Origin of the sequence: Mesorhizobium sp. M0491 (genome assembly GCF_040321265.1) — a bacterium.
In the GTDB taxonomy this organism is placed as follows: domain Bacteria; phylum Pseudomonadota; class Alphaproteobacteria; order Rhizobiales; family Rhizobiaceae; genus Mesorhizobium.
Genome location: NZ_JAMYRE010000019.1, coordinates 34079 through 46282 on the forward strand (window position 1 = coordinate 34079; position 12204 = coordinate 46282).

The following is a 12204-nucleotide window of genomic DNA, read 5'->3' on the forward strand; positions in this document are numbered from 1 at the left end:
GTCAAAGCCTGGCGCCATGCTGCCCGCGTGCACAAAGGCACCTCAGGCACGATCATCGCGTGGCATTACTCGGTTCAAGGGAAAATCACCACCCCGGCATGGTCTAAGCCCAAACTGCACGATTGAGCCAGATGGCGCTCAGTTTGCCTTCTTGGCCGCTGGGCGTACCGCACCGTCCTTGATCAGCCGGTCGATATGCATGCGGATATGGGCAGCTTCCGCCGCCGTGTTCGCAAGCGCTATGGCGCGGTCGAAGGCGACGCGCGCCTCGTCGCCCCGGTCGAGTTGCATCAAAAGGCCGCCCTTGAGACCGAAAAAATGGAAATAGCCGGAAAGCCGTTCTTCCAGCGGCTCGATCATGGCGAGCGCCTCTGCCGGTCCACGCACCTTCGAGACCGCGACGGCCCGGTTGAGCGTGACCACCGGCGACGGCTGCATCTGCTCCAGCAAGCGATAGAGCAGATCGATCTCGTTCCAGTCGGTGTCCTCGGCCTTTTCGGCCCGCGCATGCAGCGCGGCAATCGCCGCTTGCACCTGGTAGGGGCCGGGCTTGCGATGGCGCAGCGCCTTGTCGACCAGCGCCAGCCCCTCATCGATCATCTTGCGGCTCCACAGGCTGCGATCCTGGTCTTCGAGCAGCACGATCTCGCCGCTCTCGTCGAAACGGGCCGGTGCGCGCGCATGCTGCAGAAGCAACAGCGCCGTCAGCCCCATGATCTCCGGCTCGGTCTGGAACAGCCGCAGCAACAGCCGTGCCAGCCGGATTGCCTCCTCGCACAGCGGTGCGCGGGCCGGCGCCTCGCCGCTGTTGGTCGAATAGCCCTCGTTGAAGACCAAGTAGACCATGGCGGCGACGGCGGCGAGCCGTTCCGACCGCTCGACCGCGCCCGGCGTCTCGAACGGCACGCCGGCGTCCGCAATGCGCGCCTTGGCGCGAGTGATGCGCTGCTCCATGGCACTTTCGCCAACCAGGAAGGCGCGCGCGATCTGCTTGACCGTAAGACCGGAGACGATGCGCAGCGCCACCGCGATCTGCTGCGTTGCCGGCAGATCAGGATGGCAGCAGATGAACAGCAGCCGCAATATGTCGTCGCGGTAGTGCGCCCCGTCCAGCCGCTCGGCGATATCGCTCTCGGCGTCTTCCAGATCGGAAACCTGGTCTTCCTCCGGCATCGGCGCCTGCTTGGCGCGCTTGCGCACCGCATCGATGCCGCTGTTGCGACCGACGAAGATCAACCAGGCCGCCGGGTCGCGCGGCGGCCCGTTCTGCGGCCAGTTCTTCAGCGCCCTGAGGCACGCGTCCTGGAAAGCTTCCTCCGCCGTATCGAGATCGCGGAAATAACGCAGCAGCGCACCCATGGCCTGCGGGCGGGCGGCGCTGATCGCGGAGCTTATCCAGGCCATTTCGGTCATGCGGAAACCCTTGTTGGGTTAAAGACCGAAACCGGCCGGATTTCATACGACCCACCGCTCGGGTTGACCTCGGAAAGCTCGCGGGCGAACTCCACCGCCTCGTCGAGATCAGCGCATTCGAGCGTGTAGAAGCCGAGAAACTGTTCCTTGGTCTCGGCGAACGGCCCATCGATGACGACCGATTCACCCTTGACCTTTCTCAGGGTCGTCGCGGCGGTCGTCGGCAGAAGTCGTGCCACCGGGCCAAGCCGGCCGGCCTTGGCATATTTTTCCTGAACGCCGAGGATATTGGCCATGACCTCGTCGTCCTGTGCCTTGCTCCAGGAGCAGACGACATCTTCGGAAGCATAGCAGAGGATTGCGTAGAGCATGGCTGGTCCTTTTCTCTGTCAAAGGACGAAACAGTAAGACCGATCCCGACACGACGTCGATAAAAAAATCCAGATGTGGCGGATTTGGCCACAGCCGGCCGCGCTGGTCAGCTTTCTCGCGGTTTCAGCCATCGCAGCACGAGAGCTTCCTCGTCATCGAGACCATCGATGGAGCGTTTGCGTTTGTTGGCTTGCGCCATTTCATTCAGCAACCGCCCCTGCGACCACGCTTCGAAGACCCGCGGGTGGATATAGCATTTGCGGCAGACGGCACGCGTATTGCCCAGCCGCTCGGCAACCTTGTCGATAACGCTGTTCATCGCCCTGTTTCGCTGCGCCGGGCTTTGCGGCAGTTCCGTTTGGGCAAACAGCGACGCGGCGTGAATGGTGCCGCCCCAGGTGCGGAAATGCTTCGAACTGAAGGCGTCACCGACCGCCTCACGGATATAGCGGTTGACGTCCTCGGAGCGGACCGGCCGCCTGTTGCCGTCCTCATCGAGATACTGGAACAGCTTCTGGCCTGGCAGGTCCTGCGCGCCGCGCACAATCCTGGCGATGCGGCGGTCGACCAGCTTCAGCTTCCACTCCTTGCCCGACTTGCCCTTGAAGGCAAAGCGCAGGCTTGAACCGACAATATCCACATGCCGGTCGCGCAACGTGGTCAACCCGAAACTCTTGTTGTCACGGGCGTAGGCGGCATTGCCGACGCGGATCATCGTGTTGTCGAGCAGCCAGACGACCGCGGCGACGACACGCTCGAACGGCAGGCCACGACGGCGCAGATCGCTGTCGATCCTGTGCCGCAGGTCCGGCAGGCTCTCGGCGAAAGCAACCAGGCTCGAATATTTGGCACCATCGCGCTCTTCGGCCCATTGCGGATGATAGCGGTATTGCTTGCGTCCGCGCTGGTCCCTGCCGGTTGCCTGGATATGGCCGTCCGCGTCCGGCGAAATCCACACATCCCTCCAGGCCGGCGGAATGACGATCGCCTCGATGCGGGCCCTGGTAGTGTCCGAAACTGTCCCTCCGTCAGGTCCCTGGTAGGAAAACCCCTTGCCTGTTTTCAGCCGCCGGATACCGGGCTCAGCATCACTGACATAGCTAAGCGACGCATGGTCGGCCGAGCTTTGTGCCCCGTTTTTGGGCGCGCCATCTGGCGACACAGCATCCTGGCCAGCCGGTCGGCTGGGAGACAATCCGGATTTTTGCAACATGTCGGCTCCACGCGAATTCCGTAGATAAGCCACTGGCCGACCGCTGGTTCCACGCGCCGTCCGAAAAGCGTCTCGCGCCGATATCGTGTTGGCTGGCGCCTACAGAGCGCCTTCCAGCTTGATCGGCGGCGCGGACAAACGCCGCCGCGCCGCGAGCTTGAACCTGTAGCGCAGGCAGCGCCAAGCTTCTGAGCGCCGCTTTGGCGCGGCCGCGGCTACCGCCAGGAAGCGCGCCGCGGTGCCCAGATCGCCGCGCGCATAGTGGACCCGGGCGATCTTGAGGGCGACAAGGCCTTCCCTGGCCTTGAGGGCCGACAACGGGATGTTGCAGTCGGTGAGTGTGCGCAGTTCCCGGCGCCAGTCCAGGAAGCGCCGCACCGGGTTGATGGCAAAGCGGTCATCGGAACGTACCGGCGAAACCTCGTAGACCATGACAGGTTGCGAAACCATGGCGAGCGATGCCTTGCTCATCAGCCGTGCCCAGAACAGCGTGTCCTCGTCATAGGCCATTCCGATCGGGAACCGCGTCTCGCCGATCAGGGTCCGCGATGCCAGAACGCTGCCCACGGCGACCGAACGTATGTCGCCTTTGACATAGGCCGAAGCATTTGCCAGGCACGCAGCCTGGTAGCCGTTCGGCATCTTGATCTGCCGGTCCTGGCCGTTCACCCGTCGCCGGTAGGCACCGACGATCATGTCGGCCTCCGGCTGCTCCCGGGCCTTGCGGAGCAGTGCGCGCAACCCGCCCCGCAGATGCAGGTCGTCGGCATCGATCAGGTAGACCCAGGAATAGACCGCTTCGGCCAGCGCCAAATTGCGGGCACCGCCTGCATCGCGGCATTTGGCCGACAGCACGCGCAGCGGCAACGACAGTTGTGCCGCGGCCTCCCGCGCGATGGTTGCCGTCCCATCGGTCGACGCGTCGTCGACCAGCAAGATCTCGCCGATGATCTCGGCCTCGCTGCGTAGCGACGCCAGCGTTGCAGCGATGGTCGCCGCCGCGTTACAGGCAGGAATGACGACGCTGATTGCTCTCAATTACAAACCCTCGCGCCATGCGCTTGAGGATACAACTACCGTCACCCCGAAACGAATACAGACTAGCGGCCGCATCGGTATTTGAGAAGCAGTCTTGTCCATCCCGAATTGCGGCGCAAATACCGCTGCGTGTACGACCTGCTTCAGGCTCTTTCGAGCACGACGGGAATGACGTCGACAGCTTGCTCGCCAACCTGTCCCCCCGTGGTCTTGAGCACGCCGACGATCGGCGCCACGTCCGAATAGTCGCGGCCGTGGCCGACGGTGATATGGTCGTTGCTGGCCCGCATGCCGTTGGTCGGGTCGAATTCCTGCCAGCCTGCATCGCGCCCGCACCAGACCTTGACCCAGGCATGCATGGCATCGGCGCCTTCCAGCCGGGGCTTGCCCTTCGGCGGGATGGTGCGCAAGAAGCCGCTGACATAGCCGGCCGGAATACCGAGCCCGCGCAGGCCGGCGATCATGATGTGCGAAAAGTCCTGGCAGACGCCGCGCTTCAACTTGAAGGCATCACTGGCCCGGGTCCGCACCGTTGTCGCTTCGCCGTCATAGGTGAAATCGCGATGGATGCGATTGCACAGGCTCATGACCGTGCCGGCGGCAGAGCCGGCGATGCTGTCGCGTGCGTAAGCGGTGATCGCATCGTCGATGCCGGCATGGGTGCTGGCCGTCAGGAAATGGTGCGGTGCATCAGGTGCCAGAGACCGCACCGCGGCGAGCTCCTGCCTCAGCCGGGCGATATCGGGCGACACGTCGAGCCCGGGCTCGGGCCGAGACACCGACACGCGGGCGCTCATCCTGATGTCGAGCGCGTCATGCGCGTCGCGAAAGACGATCGAGGTGACATTGTTGCCGAAGAAATCGGAAAAGTCGGAACGCTCGTTGGGTGCCGGCGCAAAGGACAGGGATGCGGCGATGACACGCTGCACGCCCGGTATCGTCGACGGCAGTACGCGCACCTGATGACGACCGCCGCCGGCCGCCGCAGCGTAATCGTAATGCAGATGAAGCCTGATGTCGTAGAGCATGCTTTATCCGAAATAGGCTTTGGCGAGGCTGTTGTAGAGGCCGCCGATTTCATAGGCGAGGTCGTCCAGCGCCTTTGCGGTCATGTCCGAAGGCTCCTTGATGGCGATCTGGGTGTTGAGCTGCAGGATTTCCTTCGCCGCCGGCGACATTTGCCCCTCCCCGCCGAGCGACGGCAACAGGCCGATTTCGGCCTTCAGCCTTTCAAGTTGGAACAGGATGGAGCGCGGGTTAAGCGGATCGAGCGCCAGCAGGTCGATCACCGTGCGCCGACCGGCCTGCACCGGATATTGGCGGCGATGGGTCATCACGCTGTCGCCGATTTCCAGCATCATGTCGAGCGCGCCGTCCGGCGCCTTGGCGCTGGTCAGCCGCGACAGCGTGCGGGAGATCTGGATACCGCGCTCCAGCCGGCGGCCAATCTCGAGGAAGCGCCAACCGGCGAAGCGGTACATGTTCTCGTGCAGCAGGCCGGAAAAGCCGGCGAGCTTACGCAGGATGACTGTCATCGCCCGGGTCGCGTCGTCGCCGGGCGCGACCGTCGTTGCGAACTGATGGATGGTTTTCGACAGGTCCTTCAGCGCCAGCCAGCCATCGGGCGAGAAGCGGTCGCGGATCTGCCCGGCACTGTAGACCGCGCTATCCAGCGTGCCGATCAGCCCTGACGGGATCGCTGTCTCCACATCGATGCCGAAAGGTTCGAGATAATCCCTGATGTCGGCGAGCAGCGGCATATCCGGGTCGGAGGTTTCGGCCAGCCGCACATGGTAGGCGCGCAGGATGCGCACCGTGTCTTCCGAGCGCTCGATATAGCGGCCGAGCCAGGTCAGGTTCTCCGCCGCGCGACTGGGCAGGCTGCCGGGCCTGGTGCGGCTGAAACTGTCGCCTTCTTGCGGCAGCAGCGTCTCGCGCTCCACCGGTTTGTCGCTGACAACCCAGACATCCGCTGCCTGGCCGCCGCGCTGCATGGCGATCGCCGTCGGGTCGAGCGACAGGCCGATACGGGCAAAACCGCCCGGCATCACCGTCCAGCCCTCCGGCGTTCGCGCCAGGTAGACGCGCAGGCTCGCTGGCCGCGGCTCCAGCCAGCCGCCGACATAGACGGGCGTCGTCGAAAGCGTCACCGCTTCCTGGCCGACGAAATCGCCGCCATCACGTTCGATGCGCGCCACCAGTTCCGCCCGCTCCCCGGCCGACAGAGCCGAGCCTAGCTTCGTTGAATCGTCGTCCTCGAAGGCAAGCCTCGTCGACAGCGCCGGCCCGATCACCATGCGATCGATATTGGCCAGCACATGCGCGCGCTCGGTAGCTTGCCCGCACCACCATGTCGCGACACTTGGCAGCAGCAATTCCTCGCCACGCAAGGCCCGTGAAATCTTGGGCAGGAAGGCAAGCAGCGCGCGCGTCTCCATCAGGCCAGAGCCCAGCGCATTGACGGTAGCAACCGCGGCCTGGCGGATCGCCTCGACCAGGCCCGGCGTTCCGATCTGCGAATCCGGGCGCAGTTCGAGCGGGTCGGCGAAAGCGGCGTCGAGCCGCCGCCACAACACGCTGATCGGCATCAGGCCGGAAACCGTGCGCACCATCAGCCGGCTGTCGGAGACGGTCAAATCCTCGCCTTCGAGCAGCATGATGCCGAGGTAGCGGGCGATGTAGGCGTGTTCGTAATAGGTTTCGTTGAGCGGCCCCGGCGTCAGGATGGCGACGCGGCCGTCGGTCTCCTTGGCCATGCCGATCAACGCATCGCGAAAACGGCGGAAAAAGCCGGCAAGGCGGTGCACATGCATCTCGCCATAGATGTCGGACAGCGCGCGTGTGGTGGCGACGCGGTTTTCCAGTGCGAAACCGGCGCCGGACGGCGCCTGCGTGCGATCGCCCAGCACCCACCACTGGCCGTCAGGTCCACGGCCGAGCTCGAAGGCGCAGAAATGCAGGAAGTGGCCGCCGGCCGGCCTGGTGCCGACGACAGGCCGCAAATATTCGGGGCTGGCGGCGATCAATCCCGCCGGCAGGATGCCTTTCTCGACCAGCCGGTTCGGCCCGTAGATATCGGCGATGGTTTCCTCGAACAGTTCGGCGCGCTGCACGAGGCCGGCGCTGATCGCCGCCCACTCGCTCTCCTCGATGAGAACCGGGACATGCGCCAGCGGCCATTCGCGCTCATTGGCACCGGCCTTGTCGTAGACGCGGTAATAAACGCCGGCATCGCGCAGATACTGGTCGGCGCGGGCAAAGCGCTGGCCGAGCTTTTCAGCGCCGAGTTCCTCGAGCGCCTCGACAAAATGCTTCCAGACCGGGCGAGGATTGCCTGACGCATCGACCATCTCGTCGACGACGCCGTCGATCGGCTGGTAGTGCTCCAGCAGGCTGTGGGTCCGCGGCTTGCCGTGTCCCCTCTTGTGATTCCCCTTTGCCATCGCTGATCAGAGTCTTGCCGGCCGCCGAAGGTCAAGGGTCATCGGGAAATCTTCCGCCGGTTGTTCTTCACGGATCACATAGGCGGATGGCGTATGGCCGCGCGGTTCGAAGCGGGCGAGCCGCCGAGCTTCCGCCTCGTTGCCATTGACCGGAAAGGTGTCGTAATTGCGCCCGCCGGGATGGGCGACATGGTAGACGCAGCCGCCGACCGCACGCCCCGACCAGCGGTCATAGATGTCGAAGACCAGTGGCGTGTTGACCGGCAGCGCCGGATGCAGGCCCGATGCCGGCTGCCAGGCCTTGAAGCGGACACCCGCCACCGCCACTTCGCGATTATCAGTGACCTTCATCGGCACGATGCGGCCGTTGCAGACGACTGCGTGGCGCTCCGGGTTCAGCCCTTCGGTCTTGACCTGCAGCCGTTCGACCGAGGAATCGACGAAGCGCACGGTGCCGCCGATCGCGCCTTGCTCGCCCATCACATGCCACGGCTCCAGCGCCTGGCGCAGCTCCAGCTTGATGCCGGCATGCTGAACCTCGCCGCAGAACGGGAAACGGAATTCGAGCTGGGCGTCGAACCATTCGGGCCTGAATTCGAAGCCGTTGAGCTTGAGGTCGTCGAGCACGTCGAGGAAATCGGCCCAGACATGATGCGGCAGCATGAAACGATCGTGCAGTGAGGTGCCCCAACGCACGAAGCGGCCATCGAGCGGGCCTTTCCACGCACGTGCGATGATGGCGCGCACCAACAGTTGCTGCGCCAGCGACATGCGTGCATTGGGCGGCATCTCGAAGCCGCGGAATTCGACCAGCCCCAGCCGACCGGTCGGTCCGTCCGGCGAAAACAGCTTGTCGATGCAGATTTCCGAACGATGCGTATTGCCGGTGACGTCGGTCAACAAATTGCGGAACAGCCGGTCGACCAGCCATGGCAAGGGTGCGTTGCCCTGGTCTGGATGCGGCACCTGCGCCATCGCGATCTCAAGCTCGTAGAGCGAGTCGTGACGCGCTTCGTCGAAGCGTGGCGCCTGGCTGGTCGGCCCGATGAACAGGCCAGAGAACAGATAGGACAGCGACGGATGGCGCTGCCATTGCAGCACCAGGCTCTTCAACAGGTCCGGCCTTCGCAGGAACGGGCTGTCATTGGGTGTCGCACCGCCGACCACGACATGGTTGCCGCCGCCGGTGCCGGTGTGGCGCCCATCGATCATGAACTTGTCGGCGCCAAGCCGTGTCTGCCGCGCTTCCTCATAGATCGCCGTCGTCGTCGCCACGCAATCCTGCCAGTTGGAAGCAGGATGGATGTTGACCTCGATGACGCCGGGATCAGGCGCAACGCGGATGACGTTGAGGCGCGGATCGTGAGGCGGGCCGTAGCCCTCGATATGCACGGGAAGGCCGATCGCCTTTGCCGCGTTCTCGGCCGCCGCGACCAGTTCGAGATAGTCTTCCAGCGCCTCGACAGGCGGCATGAACACGCACAGCCGCCCGTCGCGCGGTTCGACCGAAAGCGCGGTGCGCACAGCGCCGCCAATCTCGGTGATCTCCTGCTCGACCCGCTCCTGCTGGCCGGTCGCAGCGGTGAACGATGCCGCCTGCTGGCGGCGCGCCATCTCGTCGGCGCCTTCGAGTTCGGCTGGAGTCGGTCCGGCCAGTATGGCTTCACGCGCGGGCAGCGGGCCGCGTGGTAGCGACGGGTCGACCGGCACGATATAGGGGAATTGCTCGGGCGGCACATAGGGCAACGTGCCGAGCGGCAGCCGGTAGCCGACCGGTGAATCGCCTGGCACCAGGAACAGCCGGCCGCGCCGCGTCTTCCATTTTTCCGAGCGCCAGCGCGGATCCGATGCCTGGCTGTTCCAGCGCTGGACGGGCAGCACATAGCCGGACGGTTTGGTCAGCCCGCGTTCGAACACTTTCGCCATGCGGCTGCGTTCTTCCGGATCCTCCAGCCTGGAGTTGGACGGATCGACATTGTCGGGCAGCTTGCCTTCCTTGAGCAGCCATTCGGCCGGATCCTCATAGGCTTCGCTGACCATGGCCTTGTCGATGCCGAGTTCGCCGGCAATCGCGGTGAGCAGGCTTTCGGCCTGCTTCGGGCCGATATCGGCCTCGCTCTTTTCGCGTGCGATCAGCGACGGATCGCTCCACACCGGCTGGCCGTCGGCACGCCAGTAGAGCGAAAAGGTCCAGCGCGGCAGGCTTTCGCCCGGATACCATTTGCCCTGGCCGTAATGGAGAAAGCCGCCGGGCGCGAAGCGCTCGCGCAGTTTACGGATCAGTTCGTCCGCCTTTTCACGCTTGGTGGGACCGACGGCGGCGGTGTTCCACTCGGCCGACTCGAAATCGTCGACCGACACGAAAGTCGGCTCGCCGCCCATCGTCAGCCGCACGTCGCCGGCAGCAAGCGCTGCATCGACCTTGTTGCCCAACGCGTCGAGCGCCTGCCAGCTTTCGTCCGAAAACGGCTTGGTGATGCGCGGATGCTCGGCGATGCGGTCGACCCGCATCTCGAAGCCGAATTCGACATTGGCGAAGCTCGCCATGCCGGAAATCGGGGCCGCGTTGCGGAAATGCGGCGTGGCGGCCAGCGGCACATGGCTCTCGCCGGTGAGCAGGCCCGAGGTCGGATCGAAGCCTATCCAGCCGGCGCCGGGAAGATAGACCTCGCACCACGCATGCAGATCGGTGAAGTCTGTCGCCGTTCCCGGCGGACCGTCCAGCGCCACCAGATCGGGCTTCAACTGGACCAGATAGCCGGAAACGAAGCGTGCCGCGATACCGAGATTGCGTAGGATCTGCACCAGCAGCCAGCTCGAATCCCGGCAAGACCCCTTTTTCGCGGCCAAGGTCTCTTCCGGCGAGAACACCCCGGTTTCCATGCGCACGATATAGGCAATCTCGCGCTGCAGCCGCGCATTGAGGTCGACCAGGAAATTGACGGTGTTGGCTGCGCTGCGATCGATGGTCTTCAGCAGCGCCGACAGCAGCGGTCCCGCCGGTTCCGGGGTGCGATAGATGGCGAGATCGTCGCGGATTTCTTCCGGATACTCGAACGGAAACGCCTCGGCCGACGGCTCGACGAAGAAATCAAACGGGTTGTAGACCGTCATGTCGGCGACGAGGTCGACCTCGATCTTCAACTCCGTCACCGGCTCCGGAAAGACGAAGCGGGCGAGGAAATTGCCGTAAGGATCCTGCTGCAGATTGACGAAATGGTTCGCCGGCTCGACCTTGAGCGAATGACTGAGCACCTTGGTGCGGGAATGCGGCGCCGGCTGCAGCCTGATGATCTGGGGCCCGAGAACCACCGGCCGGTCATATTTGTAATGGGTCAGGTGATAGACGGCTGCCAGAATTGCCATGAAGCCCCGGAATTCAGCGTTTCAACGATTTCGCCGAACCCTGACACATCAGGCCGCCATTCTCCAAGCAGAGATGTTGCGGTGCACCTAATTTAAGCAACGGTTGCCGGCTCAGAAAAACGCCTGTATCCCCGTCTGCGCCCTTCCCAGGATCAGCGCATGCACGTCATGCGTGCCTTCATAGGTGTTGACCGTCTCCAGGTTCTGCGCGTGGCGCATGACGTGGTAGCCGATCTGGATGCCGTTACCGCCATGCATGTCGCGGGCCTGGCGGGCGATGTCGAGCGCCTTGCCGCAATTGTTGCGCTTGACGATCGAGATCATTTCCGGCGCCATCTTGCCTTCATCGAGCAACCGCCCGACGCGCAATGATGCCTGCAGCCCAAGCGCGATCTCGGTCTGCATATCCGCCAGCTTCTTCTGGTAGAGCTGCGTTCCGGCCAGCGGCTTGCCGAACTGCTTGCGGTCGAGCCCGTATTGGCGGGCGCGGTGCCAGCAATCCTCGGCGGCGCCCATCGAGCCCCAGGAAATGCCGAAGCGAGCCCGGTTGAGGCATCCGAACGGTCCGCCAAGGCCCTTTGCGTTGGGCAGCAGCGCGTCCTCGCCGACCTCCACGCCTTCCATCACCACTTCGCCGGTGATCGACGCCCGCAGCGACAGCTTGCCGCCGATCTTCGGCGCCGAAAGCCCCTCCATGCCCTTTTCCAGCACGAAGCCACGGATCTCGTCCTTGCCGTTCTCGCCCTTCAGCTTCGCCCAGACGACGAACACGTCGGCGACCGGCGCGTTGGAAATCCACATCTTCGAACCGGACAGCTTGTAGCCGTTGGCTGTCCTCTCGGCGCGTGTCTTCATGCCGCCCGGATCGGAGCCGGCATCCGGCTCGGTCAGGCCGAAACAGCCGATCCACTCGCCGCTGGCAAGCTTGGGCAGGTACTTCTTGCGCTGCTCGTCCGAGCCATAGGCGTAGATCGGATACATCACCAGAGACGACTGCACTGACATCATCGAACGATAGCCGGAATCGACGCGCTCCACCTCGCGCGCCACCAGCCCGTAGGTCACATAATTAGCGCCAAGCCCGCCGAACTCCTCGGGGATATTGATGCCGAGCAGGCCGGCCTCGCCCATTTCGCGGAAGATCGCGGTGTCAAAAGTCTCGTTGAGGTAGGCGTCCTCGATCCGCGGCGCCAGTCTGTCGGCGGCGAAGGCCGCCGCACCGTCGCGCACCATGCGCTCGTCTTCCGAAAGCTGGCCCTCGATCAGGAACGGATCTTCCCAGACGAATGCATTCTTGTCGGCGGCCATGGCGTTCTCCCAACCAAGTGCATGTCGCTCAAAACGATGACATGCATGAAG

9 protein-coding genes are annotated in these 12204 nt (G+C 64.2%); 1 reads left to right on the forward strand and 8 read right to left on the reverse strand.

Annotation, left to right across the window (positions count from 1 at the left end):
* Positions 1 to 138: 138 nt before the first annotated feature.
* The 4 genes from NKI69_RS23385 to NKI69_RS23400 all read right to left on the reverse strand — a co-directional run bounded on the left by NKI69_RS23385 (position 139) and on the right by NKI69_RS23400 (position 4027).
* The gene (locus tag NKI69_RS23385) at positions 139 to 1413 is read right to left on the reverse strand and encodes an RNA polymerase sigma factor (protein WP_023809970.1); all 1275 of its coding nucleotides are present in this window, start codon (positions 1411 to 1413) and stop codon (positions 139 to 141) included.
* On the reverse strand, positions 1410 to 1784 hold the full coding sequence (locus NKI69_RS23390; RefSeq protein WP_023809971.1) for a YciI family protein: 375 nt from the start codon (positions 1782 to 1784) through the stop codon (positions 1410 to 1412). The genes NKI69_RS23385 and NKI69_RS23390 overlap by 4 nt, the downstream gene beginning before the upstream one ends.
* Before the next feature lie 107 nt (positions 1785 to 1891).
* On the reverse strand, positions 1892 to 2998 hold the full coding sequence (locus tag NKI69_RS23395; RefSeq protein WP_128304939.1) for a DNA topoisomerase IB: 1107 nt from the start codon (positions 2996 to 2998) through the stop codon (positions 1892 to 1894).
* 99 nt (positions 2999 to 3097) lie between these two features.
* The gene (locus NKI69_RS23400; RefSeq protein ID WP_245273162.1) at positions 3098 to 4027 is read right to left on the reverse strand and encodes a glycosyltransferase family 2 protein; all 930 of its coding nucleotides are present in this window, start codon (positions 4025 to 4027) and stop codon (positions 3098 to 3100) included.
* Between NKI69_RS23400 and NKI69_RS23405 the strand changes: the two genes are divergently transcribed.
* A complete protein-coding gene (locus tag NKI69_RS23405; RefSeq protein ID WP_245273167.1) occupies positions 3945 to 4121 on the forward strand; it encodes a hypothetical protein in 177 nt (58 codons plus the stop codon). The two genes, NKI69_RS23400 and NKI69_RS23405, sit on opposite strands and share 83 nt — an antisense overlap.
* A gap of 58 nt (positions 4122 to 4179) precedes the next feature.
* Here NKI69_RS23405 and NKI69_RS23410 read toward each other — a convergent pair whose 3' ends face one another.
* From NKI69_RS23410 to NKI69_RS23425, 4 genes are all read right to left on the reverse strand, one after another.
* Positions 4180 to 5064 (reverse strand): transglutaminase family protein, encoded by an 885-nt coding sequence (locus NKI69_RS23410; protein WP_023809974.1) that lies wholly within the window; start codon positions 5062 to 5064, stop codon positions 4180 to 4182.
* 3 nt (positions 5065 to 5067) lie between these two features.
* Positions 5068 to 7479 carry a circularly permuted type 2 ATP-grasp protein gene (locus NKI69_RS23415; RefSeq protein ID WP_352722603.1) on the reverse strand — a complete coding sequence of 804 codons (2412 nt, stop codon included), beginning with the start codon at positions 7477 to 7479 and terminating at the stop codon, positions 5068 to 5070.
* A 6-nt stretch (positions 7480 to 7485) separates the two neighbouring features.
* The gene (locus NKI69_RS23420; protein WP_023809976.1) at positions 7486 to 10845 is read right to left on the reverse strand and encodes a transglutaminase family protein; all 3360 of its coding nucleotides are present in this window, start codon (positions 10843 to 10845) and stop codon (positions 7486 to 7488) included.
* Positions 10846 to 10956: 111 nt separating this feature from the next.
* Positions 10957 to 12153: an acyl-CoA dehydrogenase gene (locus NKI69_RS23425; protein WP_023809977.1), complete on the reverse strand. Its 1197-nt coding sequence runs from the start codon at positions 12151 to 12153 to the stop codon at positions 10957 to 10959.
* Between the last annotated feature and the right edge of the window lie 51 nt (positions 12154 to 12204).